We start from the raw sequence: 23,825 nt of genomic DNA on the forward strand, positions 1-23,825 counted from the left end.
CGGGTCAGAGGCCCTCGAGGTAGGCGCGCTCGGCCGCGGTCAGCGGCCGAGCCGCCTGCGTCGAGACGTCGAACGCGACGAGCACGGCCGTGTTGCGGGCCAGGACGGTCTCACCGTCGCGCCACTCGCACACCAGCGTGAAGGACTTCGTGCCGAAGCGGGAGACCGCGACGACCATCTCCCACGCCTCTCGGCGCCACGGCACCGGCCGGCCGTACTCGACCTCGACGTGCGCCACGACCACGTGCCCGATCTCCCGGGACCGGCCGGCGCGCGACATCCAGATGATCCGCGCCTCCTGGAAGTACTCGAACACGCGCACCGGGTCGACGCTGCCGGACGGGTCCACGTCGCCGCGGCGACCGCGGAACGGGAACGGCGTGCCGTCGACCTGCGGGGCCCCGAGGTCGGCACGTGCGCCCAGACGGGTCTCCAGACGGGCGAAGACGTCGTGCTGCCCCTCGCGCTCCGGTTCCGCAGCGGGGTCGACGGCCTGGGTGATCTCCTGGGTCAGCACGTCTGCGTCGAGCTCCTGCTCGACGTCGACCGACCGACGCGACAGCATCATGGGCCGCAGGAAGTCGATCCCGATCGAGACCGGCTCGAGGGCCGCGTCGACCACTCCGTCGTCGACCAGCGCGGCTCGCGCCTCGGCCGCGTACGCGAGGTACACGACGTTGTTGACGTGGTTGAGCTGGTCGAGGTCGGCCCAGCGCATCGGCAGTCGGTAGCGCGTCACCGACCGATCATGTCAGCGGTGACGGCCGCGGCAGGTGCGCGGGTCAGGCGCCGGGGGTGCCGTCGATCTCGACGACGACGTCGCCCTCCTGCACGATCTGCCCCTCGTTAACACAGATCCTCGAGACGTGACCGCTTGCGGAGGCGATGACAGGTATTTCCATCTTCATGCTCTCCAGCACCGCGAGCTCGTCGCCCGCGTTCACCGGGTCGCCCTCGCGGACGACGATCTTCCAGACGTTCGCGACGATGTCGGCGCGAGCCGCGATCACGCCTGGCCCGCCGTCAGCATGCGCAGCGCGTCGGAGAGGCGACCGCGGGTCTCCTCCGGCACGATCACGTCGTCGACGATCCCGGACTCGGCCGCGATGTAGGGGCGGGCGACCTCCTCGCGGTACTCCGCGGCGAGCTCGTCGCGCAGGGTGATCGGGTCGTCGGCCGCGGCGAGCGCGCGGCGGTGCAGCAAGGTGACGGCGCCGCCGGGGCCCATGACCGCGATCTCCGCGTTCGACCACGCCCACTGGAAGTCCGCGCCGAGCGACTTGGCGCCCATCGCGATGTACGCGCCGCCGTAGGCCTTGCGCACCACGACGGTCAGGACGGGGGCGGAGGACTCGATGTAGGCCTTGAGCAGCTTGGCGCCGTGCGTGATGACGCCGCGGCCCTCCTCGACCGTGCCGGGCAGGAAGCCGGGGACGTCGACGAAGGTCACGACCGGGAGGCCGAAGCGGCCGCAGAACTCCACGAAGCGCGCGGCCTTGACCGAGGCGAGCGAGTCGAGGATGCCGCCGCGGGCGGCGGGCTGGTTCGCGATGATGCCGACCGGGCGACCGTCGAGGCGGCCGAGGACCGTCAGGATGCTGCGGGCGTGCTCGGGCATGAGCTCGAAGCGCTCGCCCTCGTCCAGCACGCCGTCGAGCACCTGGTTCATGTCGAACACGACGCTGGCCTTCTCGGGCACGACGAACGGCAGGGCGCTGACGGCCTCGGCGTCCGGCTCCACGGCGTCGACGACCGGCATGGGGGCACCGGCGTGCGAGGGCAGGAACGACAGCAGGCGGCGCGTCTCGGCGAGCGCGGCGGCCTCGTCCTCGACCTCGAGGTGGGCGACCCCGGACTTGACCGTGTGCAGCTGCGAGCCGCCGATCTCGTCGGAGGTGGCGTCCTCGCCCGTCGCCGCCTTCACGATGTCGGGGCCGGTCAGGAACATGTGGCCGTGACCCTTGACCATGATCGTCCAGTCGGTCAGCGCCGGCGAGTACGCGGCGGCACCGGCGCACGGGCCGAGGATCACGGAGATCTGGGGGACGCGGCGCTGCGCGACGACGTTGAGCGTGAAGATCTCGCCGCAGCCGTGGAGCGCGAAGACCCCGTCCGGCACGCGGGCGCCGCCGGAGTCGTTGAGGTAGACGATCGGGAAGCCGCGGTCGATCGCCAGGCGCTGGGCCTTGACGACCGCACTGGCGAAGACCGCGCCGATCGCGCCGGACGCCACGGCGGCGTCGTGCGCGATCACGACGACCGAGCGACCGTCGACGCGACCCCAGCCCGTCAGGACGCCGGTCCCCTTGCCGTCAGCCGTGCGCAACGGCGTGATCTCGACGAAGGAACCGGCGTCCACGAGCAGCTCGACCCGCTCGCGTGCGGTGTGCTCACGGGCTCCGCGGGGCTCGATGCGAGCCATCCGGTCGCGACGGCGCTGCGTGAGCGCCGAGCGGTGGGTGGTCGCGTCGAGAGCTGCGAGGTCGAGCTGGGTCACCATGCCTCCAGGTGGGAGCGGGTCAAAACATGAGGTTTCCCTCAACTCTAACAGACAAGATGAGGAACCCCTCATGTTTCATGTCACGTGGGCCGGGTCACGTCCACCCCTCCCCAGCCCGGACGTGATGCGCTACCGTGCTGGAGACGTTGCTAAGCAAGCGCTTAGCGCTCCCGAAACTCTCGAAGGAGACACCTCGTGACCGAGATCCGTACCGCGATCGTCACCGGCGCCGCCCAGGGCATCGGCGCCGCGACGGCCCAGCGCCTCGCCGCCGACGGCCTGCAGGTCGCCGTCCTCGACCTCGACGCCGACCGGGCCCAGCCCGTCGCCGACGCCATCACCGCCGCCGGCGGCAAGGCCCTCGCCGTGGGTGCCGACGTCAGCGACCCCGCGAGCGTCGACGCCGCCGTGGCCAAGGTCGCCGAGGAGCTCGGCGCGCCGACGGTCATCGTCAACAACGCCGGCATCATCCGCGACAACCTCCTGTTCAAGATGACCGTCGAGGACTGGGACTCGGTCATGGCCGTGCACCTGCGCGGCTCGTTCAACACGGTCAAGGCGGCCCAGAAGTACATGACGGAGGCCAAGTTCGGCCGCATCGTCAACCTGTCGTCGACCTCGGCCCAGGGCAACCGAGGCCAGGCCAACTACTCGGCGGCCAAGGCCGGTCTGCAGGGCTACACCAAGACCCTCGCGATCGAGCTCGGCAAGTACGGCGTCACCGCCAACGCCGTGGCCCCGGGCTTCATCCAGACCGACATGACGGCCGCCACGGCTGAGCGCATCGGCGTCCCGTTCGACGACTTCATCAAGTTCAGCGCCGAGCAGATCCCGGTGGCCCGCGTCGGCCAGCCCGAGGACATCGCCCACACCGTCTCGTTCCTCGTGAGCGAGGGTGCCGGCTTCGTCTCGGGCCAGGTCATCTACGTCGCCGGCGGACCGAAGGACTGACGCCGATGACGACACGTGAGACCCCCGACGGCCTCGATCTCGACGCCGTCGGGGCATGGCTCGCCCGGGAGACCCCCGGGCTCCTGGGCGAGCCGCTCACGGCGTCGCTCATCACCGGCGGCAAGTCGAACCTGACCTACCGGGTCACGGACGGCAGCACCGAGGTCGTCGTGCGGCGACCTCCCCTCGGGCACGTGCTCGCGACCGCGCACGACATGGGCCGGGAGTACCGGGTCATGGCCGCGCTCGCCGGCACCGCCGTTCCCGTCCCCGTCGTCCACGCGCACTGCGACGACACCGACGTCACCGGCGCGCCGTTCTACGTCATGGCCTCAGTGCCCGGCACGCCCTACTCGCGCGCCTCGCAGCTGACCGAGCTCGGACCCGAGCGCACCCGGGCCATCGCCGACCGTCTGGTCGACACGCTGGTCGACCTGCACGCGGTCGACCCCGCATCGGTCGGGCTGGCCGACTTCGGCCGTCCTGACGGCTACCTCGAGCGCCAGCTGCGCCGCTGGCGCAAGCAGCTCGACTCCTCGCGCAGCCGCGAGATCTCCGGCATCGACGAGCTCGCCACGCAGCTCGAGCGCCAGCTCCCGACGCACTCCGCGGGCACGATCGTGCACGGCGACTACCGGCTCGACAACGCGCTGGTCGACGCCGACGACCGCATCACCGCGGTGCTCGACTGGGAGATGAGCACGCTCGGCGACCCGCTGACCGACGTCGCCCTGATGCTGGCCTACCAGCAGATGTCGGCCTCCGGCGGCGGGGCGGTCGTGACCGACGCTCCGCTGGCCGCCGGCTACCCCTCGCCGGAGGACGTCCTGCAGCGCTACGCCGCCGGATCCGGCCGGGATCTCGGCGCGATGGGCTTCCACATCGGGCTCGCGTTCTTCAAGCTCGCGGTCATCCTCGAGGGCATCTACTTCCGCCACAGCCAGGGCCAGACGGTCGGTGGCGGCTTCGACGGGCTCGGCGACGCCGTGGCCGTTCTCGTGGCCGAGGGGCTGGAGGCCACTAGGGTGTGACGCGTGACCGTCGAGATCCTCGAGCCACGCAAGCGCCCGACGCAGGAGCGTTCCCAGAAGAAGTTCGACCTTCTTCTGGCGGTCTCGCGCGAGCTCTTGCTGGAGGTCGGGTTCGAGTCGTTCACCTGCGAGGAGGTCGCGCACCGGGCCGAGCTGCCCATCGGGACGCTCTACCAGTTCTTCGCGAACAAGTACGTGATCGTGTGCGAGCTCGACCGGCAGGACGCCGTGGCGGTCCGCTCCGAGCTCGCGACGTTCGCGGCCCAGATCCCCTCGCTCGACTGGCTGCGGTTCCTCGACAAGGTGCTCGACCACATCGCGGCGCTCTGGGCGGCCGACCCGTCGCGCCGGGCCGTGTGGCACGCCGTGCAGTCGACGCCCGCGACGCGCGCGACGGCGGCGGTCACCGAGCGTGACCTCGCGGCTGCCGTCGCCGGCGCCCTCGCGCCGCTGACCCCCGGCACGCCGCGCGAGCGCCGCCGCATCATGGCCGAGGTCATCGTCCACGTGGCCTACTCGATGCTGAACTTCTCGATCCGCGACGGCCAGGAGCACGCCGAGGCCGTCATCGAGCTCAAGCGCCTCCTCGCCGCCTACCTCCTCGCCGCCGAGTCCTAACCCCCGGCAAATTACGGAGTCAACTCCGTAATCGGTGACAGGGCAAGGGAGATCTCGCGTGTCCTGTCGCGGGCTGCCGTGCCGTGTGAATTGTCCACAACCGTCGGCCGTGCACAGACGGGCTGGACTGCCCACCACGGCCGCGGCGGGGACGTCACGATGGGCGGATGGACGATCTCACCTCCCTCTTCGGGGCCTGTGGCGGATCCCTGGAGCGTCACGAGCTCGCCGACCTCGGCTGGACCGAGACGACGGTACGGCGTGCGCTCCGCGACGGTGACATCGTCCGGATCCGGTTCGGCACCTACGCGCACGGCCCCACCTGGCGCCGGGCCGACCCAGTCGAACGGCACCGCATCCTCACGCGGGCCGTGCTCGGTAAGCTCGGCCGCCATGTCTACGCCTCCCACCACTCGGCGGCCGCCCTGCACGGCCTCGACCTCTGGGGCGTCGACCTCGCGGAGGTCCAGGTCGGTCGACTCGACGGCCGATCCGACCGGCTCGACGCCGGGGTTCGCTTCCATCGCGGCGCGATCGACGCCGCCAGCCTGGTCGAGATCGACGGCGTCCTGGTGGCGCCCGCCGGAAGGGCCGCGATCGAGACCGCCCTCGGAGCACCGGTGGAGTGTGGGGCGGTGACTCTGACGTCCGCGATGCGCACCGGCGCAGCGTCCCGCTCGGAGATCGACACGCTCGTGCGGACGTTCGGGCGGTGGCCCGGTGCCGTGAGCGCCAGCCGCGCCGCCACCCTCGCCGACCCGCGGCTGGAGTCGGTCGGTGAGGTGCGCTCCATGTGCTTCTTCGGTGCGCACGCCATTCCGCTGCCGGAACCACAGCACGAGATCTACGACGACGACGGACGACTCGTGGCACGATCCGACTTTTGGTGGCGTCTGTATCGACACGTCGGCGAGTTCGACGGACTCGTGAAGTACGGCCGCCTGAACCCGTACGCGACCGACGTCGGTCGCGTCCTCGTCGACGAGAAACGTCGCGAGGACGCCGTTCGCCGCCTGGTCAACGGCGTGAGCCGCTGGACCTGGCACGAGCTCGATCCGCCGCGCGCCGGCATGCTTGCCACGCGACTTCGGACGGACCTGGAGCGATCCGCGCAGCTCTCGCGGCGGGTCATCGACGTCGGCGCCTGACTCGGCACGGCGAACCGCGACTCGGCACGCGAGATCTCCCGTGCCAAGTCGCGGATTACGGAGCCAACTCCGTAATTCGCTCGGGGTTAGGGGTGGGTGAGGGTGACGTAGGCGGTGGCGTAGTCGGCATCGTGGGAGAGGCTGAGGTGCCACCCGAGATCGGCCGCGCCCGCGCCCAGGGACGTGGCCACCGCGGTGGCGACGTCGCCGAGGAGGCGGATCGCGGGGCGACCCCAGGCGTCGGCGACGACCTCGATCTGCCGGTGCACCCCGTCGGGCGGCAGCACCGGCGGCGAACCGTAGATCGCGGCCGACCACGCCTTCACGACCGCCTCCTTCGCCGCCCAGCGAGCCGCGAGCGACGCGTCCGGATCGGCCCGCTCCGCCGCGTCGGCCCGCTCCCCCGGCGTGAACGCGTCCGCGAACCGCGTGCCCGGCTGCGCGAGCTGAGCCGCGAAGCCGGGCACGTGGACGAGGTCCACGCCCACACCGAGGACCGTCACGAGCAGCCGGGGCCCGAGTAGACGTCGCCCACCAGACGCGCCTCCGGGTCGAGCAGCAGCGCCGCCTCACGCGTCTTGACGCCGGAGTCACCGAGCCGACGGTCCGCCGGACGCTGGTACGCCGGCTCGCCCCCGTGCATGACCTCCACGAGGCGACGACGCCCGGCCAGACGACGGGCCTCCGAGCGCGTCAGGTACTCCGCACGCTGCTCGGCCGGCACCGTGGCCAGGAAGGCGGCCGGGTGCGCCAGCGCGATGAGCCCGGCCACGTGCCCGAAGCCGAGGCTCGTCACGAGCCCCGCGCGCAGTCCGCTCGTCGCGAGCGGCTTGCGCAGCCACACGAGGTGCTCGTGCTCGGCCAGCACGTCGTCGACGCAGTCCAGGCTCCGGTTCGGCGGGATCGTGCCCGCCTCCAGCACCTGGCACAGGCCGATCAGCTGGAACGCCGCGGCGCCACCCTTCGCGTGACCCGTCAGGGTCTTCTGCGAGACGACGTAGAGCGGACGGCCCTCGTCGCGACCCAGCGCGGCGGAGATCCGCTCGTGCAGGTCGGACTCGTTCGGGTCGTTCGCCGCCGTCGACGTGTCGTGCTTGGAGACCAGCGCGACGTCGTCGTGCGTCAGCCCGAGGGCCGACAGACCGCGCCCGAGCGGCGACTGCGCCCCGCCCAGGCCCGCCGCCAGCGCGCCGATGCCGGGCGCCGGGATCGAGGTGTGCACGCCGTCGGCGAACGAGCCCGCGTAGGCCACGACACCGAGCACCGGCAGTCCCGCCGCCAGCGCCACGTCGCCGCGCGCCAGCAGGATCGTGCCGCCGCCCTGCGACTCCACGAACCCGCCACGACGACGGTCGTTGGCCCGGCTCAGGTAGCGGTCCTCCAGGCCCTTGGCCCGCATGACCTCGGTGTCGGCGGTGGCCGACATGTCGGCGAAGCCGATGATGCCCTCCGCGCTCAGGTCGTCGAAGCCGCCGGCCACGACGAACTGCGCCTTGCCGAGGCGGATCTTGTCGACGCCCTCCTCGACCGACACCGCGGTCGTGGCGCACGCCGCGACCGGGTGCACCATCGCCCCGTACGAGCCGACGTACGACTGCACGACGTGCGCCGCGATGACGTTCGGCAGCGCCTCCTGCAGGATGTCGTTGGCCTTCGCCTCGCCCAGCAGCGTGTCGATGTAGAGCGACTGCATCGACGTCATGCCGCCCATGCCGGTGCCCTGCGTGTTCGCGACGTAGGCCGGGTGCACCCAGCGCATGAGCTCGGTCGGGTTGAACCCGCTCGAGAGGAACGCGTCGACGGTGCAGACCAAGTTCCACAGCGCGACCCGGTCGACGGACTCGACCATCTCGGCCGGGACGCCCCACACCGTGGGATCGAAGCCGGTGGGGATCTGACCGCCCACCGTGCGCGTGATCTTCATGCGGCGCGGCACGCGGATCTCCGTGCCGGCCAGGCGGGTCACGGTCCAGTCGCCGTCCTCGCCCTCGGTGATGCGCGTGTGCTCCGGATCGCCGGCCTTCATGGCCTCCGCCTCGGCGCGCGAGCCGACCGTGAAGGTCAGGTCGTGGTCGAGGAAGACGCTGGCGAGCAGCGGCACCGTGTGGTCGGTGATCGTCGTGTCGTCGGCGTACTCGCGCACGCCCACCCGCTCGCGCACCACGTCGTGGTAGCGCTCGACCAGGTCGGCCTCGGCGACGTCCTCGTCGGACTCGACGTCGATCCAGGTGCCCTTCTCCCAGCGGATCAGGCCCGTGCTCCACGCCAGCTCCGCGACGCCGGCTGCGGACAGACGGTCCTCGACCTCCGCCTCGAAGCGCGTGCGCGACGAGCCGTACGGGCCGAGCTCGCCGGCGCCGACGATGACCACGAGGTCCTCGGGGCGCGCCTGCAGCTCGGGCCACGCCGGGGCCGCCGGGACCTCGCGCGGAGCGTTCGGCGACGGCGCGAGCGCGGCGATCGTGGCGACCTCGGGCTCGACCGCAGCCGTGGGACGACCCAGCGAGGCGGCGAGCCCCGGCAGGTCGACGTCGGCGCCGGCCAGGCCGCCGGTCAGGTCCCGCACGAGCGGGGCCCGCAGGGCCTCGTCGCGCGAGCGCGGGGTGCAGGCGTCGAGCAGGGCCGCGGCCATCTCCTCGGGCGCCCACGTGCGGATGCCCTTCGCCTCGACGGCGGCCACGAGCGGGTCGTTGCCACCCATCAGGCCCGTGCCGCGCACCCAGCCGATCAGGGCGTGCACGAGGGTCACGCGCTGCGACCAGCGCTTCTCGACCTTCCACTTCGCGACGATCGCGTCGAGCGCGGCCTTGGCCTCGCCGTACGCGCCGTCGCCGCCGAAGGTGCCCCGGTTCGGGGAGCCGGGCAGGACGACGTGCAGGCGCGAGGCGATGTCGTGCGCGCGGCCCTCGAGGGCGAACGCGCCGATCAGCCGCTCGACCGACCACACGAGGATGCGCATGTCGATCTCGTTCGACGGGCCGGCGTCGGCCAGGTCGCCGCGCACCGGGCCCGCCGCGAACGGCAGGAGGAGCGTCGGCGTCAGGGCCGGCTTCACGACCGTGGCGACCGGGCCGGACGTGTCGGACTGCTCACGGGCGACCCACGACGCGAGGGCGTCGACGTCGGTGAACGAGGCCATGTTGGCCGGGACGACCCACAGGGCCGCGCCACCGCGGGCCCGCGAGCGGTACAGGTCACGGAAGGCCGCCAGCCGGGCCGGGCCGAGCGACGACGTCGTGGCGACGACCGTCGCCCCGCCGGCGAGCAGCTCGCCGACGACCGCGGAGGCGATCGAGCCCGGGCTGGCGCCCGTCACGACCGCGACCTCGTCGGCCCAGGGGCCGGGCTCGGTGTCGGTGGCCTGCTCGGCGATCCGCTCGAAGCGGGTCGCGAGCGCCGGGTCCGTGCTCTGTCCGGCCCAGAACCGCGCCTGGCGGGCGACGACCTCGCCCGTGCCGGTGAACTCCGCGGTGACGTCGTCACCGTGGGCGATCCGCACGAGGTCCTCACGGGCCGAAGCCCAGCGGTCGTCGAGCAGCAGGGCACGGCGCGTGTCGAAGACCGGCGTGACCTTCTTCGCCCAGTCCGGGCCGAGCTCCTTCTCGACGAGCTCGAGCACCGCGGCGTCGTCCGCCTCGGCCTCGGTCTGCGCCGCGTGGTCGACGACGTCGGCCAGGCCGAGCTTGTCGAGCACGATGCGTGCGGCAGAGGCCAGCGCGCCGTCGGGACCAGCGATGTGGGCGGTCAGCTCGCCGAGCGCCTCGACGTCGACCGTGCCGCCGCCTCCGCCACCGGCGGAGGGCATCTGCACCGACGTGCCGTGGGCCGCAGCGACCGCCGCGACGGCTGCGTCGACCGCGGCGTCGAGGTCACCCGCCGAGCCGATCGTCAGCTCGCCGAGCTGTCCACCGCGCACGCTGGCACCCTCACGGGTGTCGAGCGCGACGCGCACCAGCACGTGCTGCGCCCAGCCGGCGCCGAGTCCCCACGTCTGCGTGACGCGGTCGCTGATCGTGGCGGGACGCTTGCCGGTCGGTCCGAGCACCTTCTTGAGGTGGTCGCCGATCGCGGCCGAGAGCACCGGGCCCAACGGCTTGTAGCCGCGAGCGAGCCCGTTGACCTGGGAGCCGAGGGTCGGGATGTCGGCCTCGGCCGCACCGTCGATCGCGCCGAGCGAGAGCTCACCGCCCAGGTCGAGCAGCAGCTGGTTGCGGCGCGAGGACGCACCGTCGCACAGCGACTCGATCGTGTCGGCGGCGCCGATCTGCTCGGGACGCAGCTTGGTCCACCAAGCGATCAGCACCGACGTCGCGTCGGACGCGGCGAAGGTCAGGTCGGCCGCAGTCTGCGTGGCCGGACCGCCCGAGGCGGGTGCGGCGGCAGCGGCCGGTGCCGCGTCGGCGCTGGGGGCCTCGTCCGTCACTTCCGGCTCGTCGTCGACGACCGGCTCCTCGTCGATCGCCAGCACCACGGCAGCGTCGCGCTCGACGTTGAGCACCTGCACGGCATCGGTGCGACGCGTGTGCGCGCCGACCGGCAGCTTGAGCGTGGACGCGGCGAGGTTGGCGATCGTGGGCGACTGGCCCACGCCGATCTCGACCAGACGCTCGACACCGAGCCCGCCCTCGCTGAGCGGGGCGAACATCAGGTCCTGCGTCTCGATCCAGCGCACGGGGCTGGCGAACTGCCAGGCCAGCAGCTCGATCAGCAGGGTGCGGCAGAGGGCACCCGGGCGGGCGCTCCAGGTGTCGAAGTCGGCGAGCACGGTGCGCAGGACGCCGATGCCGCGACCCTCGGGGTCGACCAGCTCGGCGACCTCGGTGACGTACTCCCGGCCGAGCGTGAACGGCCGCGGCACGAGGTTCGGCACGTAGCGGCCGATCAGCACGTCGGGGTCGATCTCCTCGGGCAGCAGCTCGTCGAGGCGCGCGCGGAAGTCGTCCACACCGCCGTGCAGGACGCGCGAGTGGAACGGCACGTCGATGCCGGGCACCAGGATGAACGCGCCCTTGCCGTTGAACCGCTCGCGTCGCTCGGCGATGTCGGCCTCGAGGGCCTTCAGGCCGCGGACGCTGCCGGCCAGCGCGTACTGCGAGTCGCGCAGGTTGAGGTTGACGATCTGGAGGAACTCACCCGTGCGCTCAGCGAGCTCGTCGACGTACGCACCCACGGTGGAGTCGTCGAGACCGATCTGCGACGGACGGATCGCCGCCAGGCGGTAGTCGCTGCGGCCCTCGGCGTCGCGCTCGACCAGCGTGTGCATGACCGAGCCGCGCTGGAACACGACCTCGACGACGGCCTCGAGCGGGATGACGCCCGAGACGGCGGCGAGTGCGTTGTACTCGCCGACCGAGTGACCGGCCAGGACCGAGCCCTCGACGAAGGCACCGGCCTCGCGCAGCTCGGCGGTCTGGGCCGAGCCGAGCACGGCCATCGCGACCTGCGTGAACTGGGTCAGGAACAGCACCCCGTCCGGATGCCGGTGGGCGACCCCGTTGGCGACGAGCAGCGTCGGGTTGTCGCGCACGACCGTGAGGATCGAGAAGCCGAGCACCTCGCGGGTGTGGGCGTCGGCACGATCCCAGACGTCCTTCGCGGCGGCGGAGCGCTGGTACCCGTCCATGCCCATGCCGGCGTGCTGGATGCCCTGGCCGGGGAAGACGTAGGCCGTGCGCGGGGCGACGACGCGAGCCGTGGCGGCCATCGCGAGCTCGCCGTCGGCGCGCACCGTGACCTCGACGACCTCGGCGCCGCGGTCGAGCGCGACCCGGTCGACGCGGACGTCGAGCTCGGCGCCCAGGCGCACCGGGGCGAGGAAGCGAGCCGTCCAGCCCTCGACGGGCCGGCCCACGGCGCGCTGCGCGAGGGCCGAGACCCACATGCCGTGCACGATCGGGGAGCCGAGACCCGCGAGCAGCGCGGCGGCGTCGCTCGTGTGGATCGGGTTGTGGTCGCCTGAGACCGCGGCGAACGCGCGCATGTCGGCGGGAGCAGACACCGCGACCTTGTTCCGCGAGCGGCGCGGGGTGTCACGCGGGTCGTCGACCAGACCGCCACCGCGCTGCGGGTCGGTCAGGGTGCCGGCGCCGGAGCGGCCGCGGATCGCGAGGCGCTCGCGCAGGCGGGCGACCTCGGTCGTGCCGGTGCGGACCTGGACGTCGATCGTGACGACGCGTCCGACCTCGGTGTCCTCGACGCTCGCGACGGCGGCGTCGATCGTGAGATGGTCGCCCTCGGCGGGCTGCGCGAGCACGGCGATCTCGTGGTCGAGGTGCACCAGGTCGAGCGCGCCCTCGACGACGGGGAGACCCGTGGAGGTCGTGGCGGCGGCCAGCTCGGCGAAGACCGACGGCCAGGCCAGTCCGACCAGGACGTCGGGCACGAAGCCCGCGGCCAGGTCGCCCGTGCTGCCCGTGCCCGGCGTCGTGACGCCGGCGTGGTCGGCCACGAGGTCCCACGACCAGGCTCGGACGAGGGAGTCCTCGCCCGGCCGCGGGAAGGAACCGCCTGCCGCACCGCGCAGCAGGTCGGTCATCGCCGCAGCAGCTGCCGCGACCTCGATGACCGGTGCGGCGCCGAGGGTGGCGCTCGCGGGGACGTCGAGAGGCAGCTCCACGGCACGACCGTGGCCCACCGGGACGGTCAGGACCGCCCGATCGACCTCGGTCGACCCGCCGTGCACCAGAAGGGTGGCGCCGGTCGGAGCATGGTCGGCTCGGGTGTCGCCGGTGACGGTCCAGCCGTCGGCGCCGAGTCGGTGGACGGGGTTGACCACGGTGCGGCCTGCCCACAGGACGTCGTGGGCGGCCAGGACGAGGCCGAGCACGCCGGGGGCGCGGTCGTCGCGGCGGCGGCCGGGGACGCGGGAGGTCGAGCGGCCGGCGGCGAGCAGGCCGTCGATCGTCTCGTCCTCGAAGCGCTGCAGCAGCTCGGCGACCGGCTCGTCGACGCGCGTGATGCCGCGGACCGCCACGGGACCGGGGATCACGCAGACCGCGTCAGCGCCGTAGCGCGGGTCGTGCGCCTGCCAGAGCGAGTCGGAACGCCACCAGCGACGCACGTCGGCGTCGATGACCGGCACGAACGTGACGGGCTTGCCCGGGCGACGGCACACGTCGAGGAAGAAGCTGACGTCGGCCGGGTGCAGGACGACCTCGCCGAGCGTGGCGTGCGCGGACCGGAGGGTCGCGAGCGCCTGCTCGGGATCGGTCACGTCGGCAGCCGTCGGGAGCAGCGTCGGCACGGGACCGTGGTCGGCGGCGGCGAGGCGCGCCTCGGCCCGCTGCGCGAGGGCGTGGAAGCGGTCGCGGAACGACACGTCGATCCAGGACCCGTCGATCGTGGTGAGCTGCGCGAAGCGCTCCAGGAGCGAGCCGTAGGACATGTGGGCGACATCGCCGAAGTACGGCTTCGCGGTCGCGTCGAGCGCGACGACGATCTCGTCGCGGCGCGCGGCCACGGCGTCGGCGTCACCGGCGACCTCGTCGAGCAGACGGCCCGTGCGCGAGGCCGTGTTGTCGATCTCGTGGATGTCGGCGCCGAGCTGGCTGCGGCCCGAGGCCATGCCGCGGACGGCGCTGCCCGCGCCGATCCACGCGGCCGTGCCGGGTGTGTCGACCAGGAGCTGCTTGACCTGCGGCGAGGTCGTGGCCTCGGCGGCGGCCATCGCGGCCGTGCCGATCAGGACGCCGTCGATCGGCATGAGCGGCAGCTCGTGGCGGCGGGCCCACTCGCCCGTGAGGTAGGACGAGGCGGCCTCGGGGGTGCCGATGCCACCCCCGACGCACACGACCACGCCGGGCGTGGACCGCAGGTCGGAGTACGTCGCGATGAGGAGCTCGTCGAGGTCCTCCCACGAGTGGTGGCCACCGGCCTGGCCTCCCTCGATCTGGATGATCAGGCTCGTGCTGGGCGTCTCCGCCTCGGCGAGGGCCTTGCCGATCTCGAGCACCTGACGGATCTGGCGGACCGTGCCGGGCTTGAAGACGACGTGCTCGATCCCAGCCTCGTGCAGGTCGGCGACGAGCGCGACGGCCTCGTCGAGCTCGGGCACGCCGGCGGTCACGATGACGGAGTCGATCGGCGAGCCGGCCGCGCGAGCCCGCTGCACGAGGCGCTGCTGGCCCAGCTGCAGCTTCCACAGGTACGGGTCGAGCAGCAGCGAGTTGAAGGAGAAGCTGCGGCCCGGCTCGAGGAGCTCGTCGAGCTCGGCCATGCGGTCGTGGAAGATCTCCGCGGTGACCTGGCCACCGCCGGCGAGCTCGGCCCAGAAGCCGGCGTTCGCCGCGGCAGCGACGATCTTGGCGTCGACCGTCGTGGGCGTCATGCCCGCGAGCAGGATCGGCGACTTGCCGGTCAGGCGCGTGAAGGCCGTCTCGAGGCGCACCGTGCCGTCGGGCAGGTGGACCACGGTCGGCAGGTGGCTCGACCACGGCGTCGGACGCACCGGCGCCGCGCCGGGCACGGTCAGCTCGCGGCGACCGCGGCGGGTCGTGACCGAGACGATCCCGACACCACGGGGACCAGCCTCGGCGGCCGTGACGGTCGCGGCGAGCGCCGCGGGACCGAGGTCGAGCAGCCACTCGGCGCCCGTCGCGAGGACGTCCTCGAGCTGAGCGACCCAGTCGACCGGGTCGATGAAGGCGACGCGGGTCAGGTCGCGGACCCACTCCGCGTCCAGGCCCAAGGTCGCGGCCCAGCCGGCGGCGAGCTCGGCCGCCTCGGCCAGGTCGGGGTGGTGGAAGGCGATCGCGGAGCCGAGGGGCTCGACGGCCGGGGCGAACGCGGCGCCACCGGTCTGCTTCTTCTCGCGGGCCTCGCGCTCGGCGGCGGCACGACGCTCGAAGGCGGCCAGCACGGCGGCGACGTCGGCCGACGGACCGGTCACGACGACCGCGCGGCGACCGTTGCGCAGGCCGCTGACGGCGCGGTTGCCCGGCAGGGTGGCGAGGACCTCGTCGACGGCACCCGGGGCGACGTTGCCGACCGAGACCATGACCGGCGCGTCGGCCGAGCCGGTCAGGCCGCGGCGACGGGCGACGACCTGCGTCGCGATGCCGGCGAGCCGGGCGACCGTGAGCACGTCCGCCTCGTCGCGTCCGCGCAGCACCTCGACGGCGAGGGCGCCCTGCGAGTGGCCTGCAGCGGCCGTGGTGCGGCCGAGGTCGATGCCCCAGCCGCGCATCGCGCGGATCGCGGCGATCTGGGTCAGCGCGATGCCGGGCACCGAGAGCGCGGGGACCGCGAGCTCGGCGTCGGTCGGGTGCGCCGGGGCGTCACCGGTGTCGACGGACTCCCCCGCCGCCAACGCGTCGGCCCACGCGAGCGGCGTGAACCGTGCGTCGACGCGGGCCAGGTCGGCCGCGACGGGCTCGAGCCGGGCCTCGACGCGGGCGACCAGCTCGGCCAGCTCGGCTCCCGAGCCGTGGTCGCGGACCAGCGTGGCCAGGGTCGGCAGCCAGGCCGCCCCCTGTCCGCCCAGGACGACGCCGAAGCGCGATCCCTCGTCGCGCAGGTCGTCGATCAGGGCACGGGTCCGGCCGGTGGCCGGGGTCGTCGTGCCGGTGTGGACGGGATGGGCAGGCGTGTCGAACGTCGTCACAGAGAAACCCCTCAAACGGTGCGGTGTCCCTGCATCCTCGCAAAACATGAGGCTATCCTCAAGTTTTTCGTGAGGGTTTCCTCATGTTTTTCGTCACGTGGACAGTCCACTGAGCCACGAAGGGCGCCGACCAGGTGGTCGGCGCCCGTCGTCGGAGGTGGATCTCGTGGTCTCAGACCCCGCCCGTGAGCAGCAGCCCACCGTCGATCGAGACGGTCTGCCCCGTGATCCAGGCGGCCTCGTCGGAGAGCAGGAACGAGACCAGCGACCCGATGTCCTCCGGCTCGCCGAGCCGCTTGAGCGGGTACGGCGCCGAGACCTCCTCCTCGCGTCCCTCGTAGAGCGCGCCGGCGAACTTGGTCTTCACGACCGCCGGAGCCACGGCGTTGACCCGGACGTTCGGGCCGAGCTCGACCGCGAGCTCCTCCGTCACGTGGATCAGTGCGGCCTTCGACGCGCCGTAGGTGCCGATGTTCGGCGCCGGTCGCCGCCCCGCGACCGAGGCGATGTTGACGATCGAGCCGCCGTTCGCCTCGAACGACGCGCGGTACACCTTCTGCGCCCAGCCGATCGCCGCGACGACGTTGGTCGCGAAGATCTTGTTCGCGGCGTCCAGGTCGATGTCGATCATGCGGCCGTACGCGGGGTTGATGCCCGTGTTGTTGACCAGGTGGTCCAGACGACCGAACGCCTCGAGCGCCGTGGCCACGACCTCGCCCTGGTGCGCGTCGTCACCCGCGTTGCCCGCGACCCAGCGCGCCACCTCGGGACCCCCGAGAGCGTTCGCAGCCTCCTCGAGGGCGTCGGGCTTGCGGGCCGTGATGACGACCCGTCCCCCCTCGGCCACGATCTTCTCGGCAACAGCGAAGCCGATGCCCCGGCTCGCGCCGGTGACGATCGCGACACGACCCTCGTGGCGTGCGGTCACGAGAGGCGCTCCAGGACCATCGCCATGCCCATGCCGCCGCCCACGCACATCGACTCGACGCCGAACTGCTTGTCGTGGTGCTGCAGCGAGTTGATCAGCGTGCTCGTGATGCGCGCGCCGGTCATGCCGAACGGGTGGCCGACCGCGATCGCGCCGCCGTTGACGTTGAGCTTGTCCTGCGGGATGCCCAGCACCTTGGCCGAGCCCCACGCCTGCACGGCGAAGGCCTCGTTGATCTCGTACAGGTCGATGTCGTCGATGCCGAGGCCCGCGTTCTTGAGCGCCGCCGGGATGGCCTCGACCGGGCCGAGTCCCATGACCTCGGGCGACAGGCCCGTGACGGCCGTCGAGACGATGCGCGCGAGCGGGGTCAGGCCCAGCTCCTTGGCCTTGGTGTCGCTCATGATGACGACCGCGGCGGCGCCGTCGTTGAGCGGGCACGCGTTGCCGGCCGTGACGGTGCCGTCGGGACGGAACACCGGGCGCAGGCCGCTGACGGCCTCCAGCGTGACGCCGGCGCGCGGGCCGTCGTCGGTCGACACCGTGCTGCCGTCGGGCAGCGTGACCGGGGTGATGTCCTTGGCCCAGAAGCCGTTCGCGATGGCCGCCTCGGCGAGGTTCTGGCTGCGCACCGCGAACTCGTCCTGCTCCTCGCGGCTCATGCCGAGGTGCTGGGCGACGTTCTCGGCCGTCTGGCCCATCGCGATGTACAGGTCGGGCAGCTCGCCGGACTCGCGCGGGTCGGTCCAGGTGTCGGCGCCACCCTCGGCGCGCTTCGCGGTGCGGGCGATCGCGTCGGCGAACAGCGGGTTCTCCGAGCCGGGCAGGTCGGCGAAGCCGTTGGCGAACCGGCTGACGGTCTCGACGCCACCGGAGAGGTAGACGTCGCCCTCGCCGGCCTTGATCGCGTGGAACGCCATGCGGGTCGTCTGCAGCGACGACGAGCAGTAGCGGTTGACCGTCACACCCGGCAGGTGGTCGAGGCCCGACAGCACGGCGACGGCGCGGGCGATGTTGTGTCCGCCCTCGCCGGCCGGCTGGCCGATGCCGAGGTGCAGGTCGGTGATGTCGCGCGGGTCGAGGGCCTCGACCTTGGCCAGGGCGGCCTTGACCATCTGCACGGTCAGGTCGTCGGGGCGCATGTCCTTGAGCGACCCCTTGACGGCGCGGCCGATCGGCGAGCGGGCGGTCGAGACGATGACGGCTTCGGGCATGGTGTGTTCTCCTCGGGTGCTGCGGGGGTGGGTGTCGAGCAGGTCTGGGTCAGAAGCCCAGGTCGCGGCCGATGAGCTCCTTCATGATCTCGTTGGAGCCGGCCCAGATGCGGGTCACGCGGGCGTCGCGCCAGGCGCGGGCGACGCGGTACTCGTTCATGAAGCCGTAGCCGCCGTGGATCTGCACGCAGTGGTCCAGGACCTTGTTCTGCACGTCGGACGAGTACCACTTGGCCTTGGCGGCGTCGATCGCCGTGAAGCGACCCTCGGCGTGCGCGACCACGGCCTGGTCGATGTACGCCTCGACGACCTCGATCTGCGTCACGAGCTCGGCGATCAGGAACTTGTTCCACTGGAACGCGCCGATCGACTGGCCGAACGCCTTGCGGTCGTGCGCGTACTGGATCGTCTCGGCGAGGATCTGCTTGGCGTGCGCGACGTTCGAGATCGCACAGCTCAGGCGCTCCTGCGGCAGCTTCTGCATCATGTAGATGAAGCCCATGTCGATGTCGCCGATGATGCGGTCGTCGCCCACGCGGACGTTCTCGAAGAACAGCTCGGCGGTGTCGGACTCGGTCTGGCCGACCTTGTCGAGCTTGCGGCCGCGGCTGAAGCCCTCGTCGCCGGCCTCGATCGCGAACAGCGTGATGCCCTTGGCGCCCTTCTCGGGCGACGTGCGGACCGCCGTGACGACCAGGTCGGCGCTGAAGCCGTTGGTGATAAAGGTCTTGGAGCCGTTGATGACCCAGCCGTCGCCGTCGCGCACCGCGGTGGTCTTGAGCGCGGCGAGGTCGGAGCCGCCGCCCGGCTCGGTCATGCCGATCGCGAGCAGGATCTCGCCGGAGGCGATGCCCGGGAGCCAGCGCTCCTTCTGCTCCTGCGTGCCGAGCGCCACGATGTAGGGCGCCGTGATGTCGGAGTGGATGCCGACGCACGAGGCGAGGGCAGCGCTGACCTTGCTGAGCTCCTCGGCCCACACCGCGTTGAAGCGGAAGTCGTTCGCCTCGGCGCCGCCGAACTCCTCGGGGATCTCCAGCGCCAGCAGGCCCAGGTCGCCGGCCTGCGTCCAGAAGTCGCGCGGGAGCGACTTGTCCTCGATGTACTGCTCGATGTGCGGGGCGACCTTCTTGGCCAGGAACGCCGCGCAGGTCTCGCGGAACGCCTCGTGGTCGTCGGTGTAGATCGTGCGGTCCATGCGGGCCTCTCGGGACGCGGGTGGTCGAGGTGAGCGCTCTCCGGTCGGCTCGGTGTTACCGCCGGGTTACTAAGCGCTTGCTTAGCATGCCACCGCTGGTCCATGCTGTCCACCATGACCACGACCGCCCGCGACCGGCTCCTCGACGCCGCCGTCGCCGCGTTCGCGGAGCACGGCTTCGGCGGCACCACGACGCGCGACATCGCCGCCCGGGCCCAGATGAGCCCGGCGGCGGTCTACGTCCACCACGCCACGAAGGAAGAGCTGCTGTTCGCGATTTCGCAGCGAGGTCACCAGGAGGCGCTCGACGTCCTGGCCCGGTCGTACGCGAAGGTCGACGCGCCGGTCGAGCGGGTCGCGGGCATGGTGCGCGACTTCAGCGAGTGGCACGCGCGCAACAGCCGCATCGGCCGGGTCGTGCAGTACGAGTTCGGCGCGCTCTCGTCCGACCACCGGGCGGTCATCGCCGACCTGCGTCGCCAGATGGAGCAGCACATGCGAGACGCCCTCGTCGCGGGGGTCGACGAGGGCGTTCTCGAGGTGACCGACGTGCGCGGCACGGCGCGGGCCGTGTTGTCGCTCAGCGTCGATCTGGTGCGGTGGTTCGAGCCCGGAGGCGCTCACACCGCGGCGGAGCTGGGACGCCTGCACGCCGACCTCGCGGTCCGCATGCTGCGCCCCAGCGCCGGTTAGCGGTCAGGCCTGGAGCACGGCCTCGGCGTTGATCGTCAGGCTGATCTTGTCGCCGATCATGGCCTTGTCGGCGCCGGCGACGGGGATGTTGAAGTCGATGCCGAACTCCTTGCGGCTGATCTCGCCCGTGGCCTCGACGCCCACACGGGTGCCGCCCCACGGGTCGCCGCCCTCGCCGAGGAACTCGACCTTGAGCTCGAGGGGCTTGGTGACGCCCTTGATCGTCAGGTCGCCGTTGACGACGAACTCCGCGTCGCTCTTCTGCGTGACGCCGCTCGTCGTGAAGGTCATCTTCGGGTGGGTCTCGGTGTCGAAGAAGTCGCTCGAGCGCAGGTGCGCGTCGCGGTCGGCGGTGCCGGTGTTGATCGAGCTGAGGTCGACCTCGACGGTGACCTTCGACGCCGTGACGTCCTCGGCCGTGACGAGCGAGCCCTCGAAGGTCTCGAACTTGCCGCGGACCTTGCTCATCAGGTGACGGACCGAGAAGCCGATCTCGGTGTGGGTGGGATCGAGGTTCCAGGTGCCCGGGGTGACGACGCTCATGACTGCTCCTGCATTTCTGAGGTGGACGTGAAAGATTGATGGTTCAACAGAAGAGACTGTAGCATGTGGTTGAGCGTTCAACAAACTCCGAATGACGATAGGATGACGACCATGGAGACGACCACCGACACGCAGTGGCTGGGAGAGTCGCAGCAGCGCGTCTGGCGCTCGTTCCTGGGCGCCACGACGCTGCTGATGGACCGGCTGGACCGCGACCTCCGCAATGCCCACGACCTCTCGATGCCGGAGTACGAGATCCTCGTCCGGCTCTCGGAGTCGCCCGACCGCTCGATCCGCATGGCTGAGCTCGCGGCGCAGATCATGCACTCCCGCAGCCGCGTCACCCACACCATCACGCGCCTGGAGCGCAAGGGCATCGTGCTGCGCGAGCAGGCTGCCTCCGACGGACGCGGCGTCACCGCCGTGCTGACCGACCACGGCTTCAGCGTCCTCGAGCGGGCCGCCCACACCCACGTCAACGGCGTGCGCGCCTACCTCGTCGAGACGGCGTCCCCCGAGGAGTTCGACGTCCTCGGCCAGGTCATGGCCCGCGTCGTCTCCCACCTCGACGTCAACGGCACCTGCGCCACCCCCTGACCCCCTCCCTCCCCCGCTCCCGCTTCCCCCAGATTTGCGCTGAGTTAGGCGGTTTCGGACGACCAGTTTCGCCTGACTGGGCGCACTTCTTCGTCCACAGGGCTCGTTCGTCCACATCGGCGCAGCTGGTTCTCGATCGACGTGCTCTGCCAGAAGATCGTCGTGGAATGCACCCCGTTCCCGATCCGCTCCACGGCCATCCCTTCACCCGGGCGGAGGCGGCAGCACTCGGCGTCACCGACAGCGCACTACGCGGCCGCCGGTTCGTCCGCATGCACGAGGGGGTGTACCGCACCGCACAGACCGAGGAGACCCTCGACGTTCGCCTCCGCGCAGCCCGCCTCACTCTGCCGCCGGGCGTCGCGATCAGCCACACGACCAATCTTCGACTGCGCGGTTTCGTCATCGGGCCCGTGCTGCCGCTTCACTTCGCGGCCCGACACCGGCATCAGCACCGAGACCCGGCGATCGTCCTGCACCGCTATCGCCACGAGCTGGAGTTCGAGATGCGGCACGGATTCGTGGTGCTGCCGCCAGCCCGCACCTTCGTCGACCTCGGCACCATGCTCGACGACCGCCGCTTGCTCCAGGTCGGTGACTGGATGGTCGGCACGGGGCTGGTGACCCTCATGGATCTGCGCGGATACTGCCTGGAGTCCCATCTCGACGGCGTCCGCCGGGCACGCCGTGTCGCCGAGCTGGTGCGCGAACGGGTCGCGTCGCCACGGGAGTCGGACCTGCGGTGGTGGATCCACCGGGCGGGCCTCCCCGAGCCGGAGGTCAACGTCGACATCGTCGACGACCAGGGACGATGGCTCGCTCGCGGCGATCTCGTCTACCGCCGCCGCAAGGTGCTCGTGGAGTACGACGGGTGGCAGCACGAGCGTGACGCCCGACAGCGGCAGTGGGACCACCTGAGACGTGAACAGCTCGAAGCTGCGGGATGGCGCGTCATCGTGATCACCGTCGCCGACATGGCGAAACCACACACCGTCATCGCCCGCATCCGTCAGGCGCTGGCGTCGGCGGCGTGACCTAGATTTGCGCCGAGTTGAGCGGTTTACCGGTGGAGAAGTCGCACAATTCGGCGCAAATCTGGGTGCTGGTCAGTCGCGGGTGAGGCGGCGGTGCGTGACGCGGTGGGGGCGAGCGGCCTCGGCGCCGAGCCGCTCGATCTTGTTCTCCTCGTAGGAGGCGAAGTTGCCCTCGAACCAGAACCACTGCGCCGGGTTCTCGTCGGTGCCCTCCCAGGCCAGGATGTGCGTCGCGATGCGGTCGAGGAACCAGCGATCGTGCGAGGTGACCACGGCGCAGCCCGGGAAGTCGAGCAGGGCGTCCTCGAGCGAGGAGAGCGTCTCGACGTCCAGGTCGTTGGTCGGCTCGTCGAGCAGCAGCATGTTGCCGCCCTGCTTGAGCGTCAGCGCCAGGTTCAGGCGGTTGCGCTCACCACCGGAGAGCACCCCGGCCTTCTTCTGCTGGTCGGGACCCTTGAACCCGAACGAGGCCACGTACGCGCGGCTGTTCATCTCGAAGTTCGCGACCTTGATGAAGTCGAGGCCCTCGGAGACGACCTCCCACACGTTCTTGTTCGGGTCGATGTTCGCGCGGGTCTGGTCGGCGTAGCTGATCTTGACCGTCTGACCGACGTCGAGCTTGCCCGAGTCGGGCTCCTCGCCGCCGGTGATCATGCGGAACAGCGTGGTCTTGCCGACACCGTTGGGGCCGACGACGCCCACGATGCCGGCGCGCGGCAGCGTGAAGCTGATGTCGTCCCACAGCACGCGGCCGTCGAACGACTTCGTCAGGTCCTGCGCGTCGAGCACGACGTCGCCCAGGCGCGGCCCGGCCGGGATGTTGATGTCGGAGGTGTCGATCTTGCGGGCCTTCTCGGCCTCGGCGGCCAGCTCCTCGTAGCGGGCCAGACGGGACTTGGACTTCGTCTGACGGCCCTTGGCGTTGGAGCGGACCCACTCGAGCTCGCGCTCCAGCATCTTGGCGCGCTTGGCGTCCTTCTGCCCCTCGATCTTCAGACGTTCCTTCTTGGTCTCGAGGTACGTGGAGTAGTTGCCCTCGTAGCCGTGGATCGCGCCGCGGTCGACCTCGGCGATCCACTCGGCGACGTTGTCGAGGAAGTACCGGTCGTGGGTCACGGCCAGGACGGCGCCGGGGTACGACTTCAGGTGGCCCTCGAGCCACTGGACCGACTCGGCGTCCAGGTGGTTGGTGGGCTCGTCGAGCAGGAGCAGGTCGGGCTGCTGCAGCAGCAGCTTGCACAGTGCGACGCGGCGGCGCTCACCACCGGAGAGGTTGTCGACGAGCAGCTCCGGCGGCGGGCAGCGCAGCGCGTCCATCGCCTGGTCGAGCTTGGAGTCGATGTCCCACGCGCCGACGGCGTCGAGGTAGTTCTGGAGCTCGCCGGTCTCGGTGCCGAGCGCGTCGTAGTCGGCGTCGGGCTCGGCCATCTCCGCGTAGGCGGCCTCGAGACGCGCCATCTTGGCCTTGATCTCGGAGACGGCCTCCTCGACGTTCTCCAGCACCGTCGCACCCTCGGTCAGCGGCGGCTCCTGCTGGAGCATGCCGACGGTCGCGTCGGGGTCGCGGACGAGGTCGCCGTTGTTGGGCTGGTCGAGGCCGGCCATGAGCTTGAGCAGCGACGACTTGCCCATGCCGTTGGGCCCGACGACGCCGATCTTCGCCCCGTGCAGGAACGAGAGCGTCACGTTGTCGAGGACGACCTTGTCGCCGTGGGCCTTGCGGACATTGCGGAGGGAGAGGACGTAGTCAGCCATGGTGACCCCAGCCTACC

At 71.6% G+C, this 23,825-nt stretch carries 17 protein-coding genes; 7 read left to right on the top strand and 10 right to left on the bottom strand.

The window, feature by feature from the left end; genetic code table 11:
- Nucleotides 1-4 precede the first annotated feature (4 nt).
- From ABD127_RS09205 to ABD127_RS09215, 3 genes are read right to left on the bottom strand one after another with little or no spacing between them, the layout of a single operon-like run.
- Nucleotides 5-739 (bottom strand): acyl-CoA thioesterase, encoded by a 735-nt coding sequence (locus ABD127_RS09205; RefSeq protein WP_344200325.1) that lies wholly within the window; start codon nucleotides 737-739, stop codon nucleotides 5-7.
- Between the two features lie 43 nt (nucleotides 740-782).
- Nucleotides 783-1,010: a biotin/lipoyl-binding carrier protein gene (locus ABD127_RS09210; protein WP_344200328.1), complete on the bottom strand. Its 228-nt coding sequence runs from the start codon at nucleotides 1,008-1,010 to the stop codon at nucleotides 783-785.
- Nucleotides 1,007-2,500, bottom strand: a complete 1,494-nt coding sequence (locus tag ABD127_RS09215; RefSeq protein WP_344200331.1) for an acyl-CoA carboxylase subunit beta — start codon at nucleotides 2,498-2,500, stop codon at nucleotides 1,007-1,009. Before ABD127_RS09215 ends, ABD127_RS09210 begins: the two co-directional genes overlap by 4 nt.
- A gap of 195 nt (nucleotides 2,501-2,695) precedes the next feature.
- On the opposite strand from ABD127_RS09215, the gene ABD127_RS09220 reads away from it, so the two are divergent.
- From ABD127_RS09220 to ABD127_RS09235, 4 genes are all read left to right on the top strand, one after another.
- Complete coding sequence (locus ABD127_RS09220) at nucleotides 2,696-3,451, top strand: SDR family oxidoreductase (protein ID WP_344200333.1); 756 nt, start codon at nucleotides 2,696-2,698, stop codon at nucleotides 3,449-3,451.
- A 5-nt stretch (nucleotides 3,452-3,456) separates the two neighbouring features.
- Nucleotides 3,457-4,482, top strand: coding sequence for a phosphotransferase family protein (locus ABD127_RS09225; protein ID WP_344200335.1), 1,026 nt, complete (start codon nucleotides 3,457-3,459; stop codon nucleotides 4,480-4,482).
- A gap of 3 nt (nucleotides 4,483-4,485) precedes the next feature.
- Entirely contained in the window at nucleotides 4,486-5,100 is a 615-nt protein-coding gene (locus ABD127_RS09230; RefSeq protein WP_344200337.1) for a TetR/AcrR family transcriptional regulator, read from the top strand.
- Between the two features lie 167 nt (nucleotides 5,101-5,267).
- Nucleotides 5,268-6,248, top strand: coding sequence for a type IV toxin-antitoxin system AbiEi family antitoxin domain-containing protein (locus ABD127_RS09235; protein WP_344200340.1), 981 nt, complete (start codon nucleotides 5,268-5,270; stop codon nucleotides 6,246-6,248).
- A gap of 86 nt (nucleotides 6,249-6,334) precedes the next feature.
- Here the strand turns inward: ABD127_RS09235 and acpS are convergent, their stop codons facing one another.
- The 5 genes from acpS to ABD127_RS09260 all read right to left on the bottom strand — a co-directional run bounded on the left by acpS (nucleotide 6,335) and on the right by ABD127_RS09260 (nucleotide 19,186).
- Nucleotides 6,335-6,751, bottom strand: a complete 417-nt coding sequence (acpS, locus tag ABD127_RS09240; protein WP_344200343.1) for a holo-ACP synthase AcpS — start codon at nucleotides 6,749-6,751, stop codon at nucleotides 6,335-6,337.
- Entirely contained in the window at nucleotides 6,748-15,849 is a 9,102-nt protein-coding gene (locus ABD127_RS09245; RefSeq protein ID WP_344200346.1) for a fatty acid synthase subunit beta domain-containing protein, read from the bottom strand. The genes acpS and ABD127_RS09245 overlap by 4 nt, the downstream gene beginning before the upstream one ends.
- A 172-nt stretch (nucleotides 15,850-16,021) precedes the next feature.
- Complete coding sequence (locus ABD127_RS09250) at nucleotides 16,022-16,777, bottom strand: SDR family oxidoreductase (protein ID WP_344200349.1); 756 nt, start codon at nucleotides 16,775-16,777, stop codon at nucleotides 16,022-16,024.
- Nucleotides 16,774-17,991, bottom strand: a complete 1,218-nt coding sequence (locus ABD127_RS09255) for an acetyl-CoA C-acetyltransferase (protein WP_344200352.1) — start codon at nucleotides 17,989-17,991, stop codon at nucleotides 16,774-16,776. Before ABD127_RS09255 ends, ABD127_RS09250 begins: the two co-directional genes overlap by 4 nt.
- A 49-nt stretch (nucleotides 17,992-18,040) precedes the next feature.
- Complete coding sequence (locus ABD127_RS09260; RefSeq protein ID WP_344200354.1) at nucleotides 18,041-19,186, bottom strand: acyl-CoA dehydrogenase family protein; 1,146 nt, start codon at nucleotides 19,184-19,186, stop codon at nucleotides 18,041-18,043.
- Between the two features lie 114 nt (nucleotides 19,187-19,300).
- On the opposite strand from ABD127_RS09260, the gene ABD127_RS09265 reads away from it, so the two are divergent.
- A complete protein-coding gene (locus tag ABD127_RS09265) occupies nucleotides 19,301-19,879 on the top strand; it encodes a TetR/AcrR family transcriptional regulator (RefSeq protein WP_344200356.1) in 579 nt (192 codons plus the stop codon).
- Nucleotides 19,880-19,882: 3 nt separating this feature from the next.
- Here the strand turns inward: ABD127_RS09265 and ABD127_RS09270 are convergent, their stop codons facing one another.
- A complete protein-coding gene (locus ABD127_RS09270; protein WP_344200358.1) occupies nucleotides 19,883-20,422 on the bottom strand; it encodes a YceI family protein in 540 nt (179 codons plus the stop codon).
- A 111-nt stretch (nucleotides 20,423-20,533) separates the two neighbouring features.
- Here ABD127_RS09270 and ABD127_RS09275 point away from each other — a divergent pair, with 111 nt between their 5' ends.
- Both ABD127_RS09275 and ABD127_RS09280 read left to right on the top strand, forming a co-directional pair.
- Entirely contained in the window at nucleotides 20,534-21,019 is a 486-nt protein-coding gene (locus ABD127_RS09275) for a MarR family winged helix-turn-helix transcriptional regulator (protein ID WP_344200360.1), read from the top strand.
- A gap of 167 nt (nucleotides 21,020-21,186) precedes the next feature.
- The gene (locus ABD127_RS09280) at nucleotides 21,187-22,053 is read left to right on the top strand and encodes a DUF559 domain-containing protein (RefSeq protein WP_344200363.1); all 867 of its coding nucleotides are present in this window, start codon (nucleotides 21,187-21,189) and stop codon (nucleotides 22,051-22,053) included.
- 72 nt (nucleotides 22,054-22,125) lie between these two features.
- On the opposite strand, the gene ettA is transcribed toward ABD127_RS09280, so the two are convergent.
- Nucleotides 22,126-23,808, bottom strand: coding sequence for an energy-dependent translational throttle protein EttA (gene ettA, locus ABD127_RS09285; protein ID WP_344200364.1), 1,683 nt, complete (start codon nucleotides 23,806-23,808; stop codon nucleotides 22,126-22,128).
- Nucleotides 23,809-23,825: the final 17 nt, after the last annotated feature.

It is taken from the genome of Aeromicrobium alkaliterrae, assembly GCF_039529015.1.
Classification (GTDB): Bacteria; Actinomycetota; Actinomycetes; order Propionibacteriales; family Nocardioidaceae; genus Aeromicrobium; species Aeromicrobium alkaliterrae.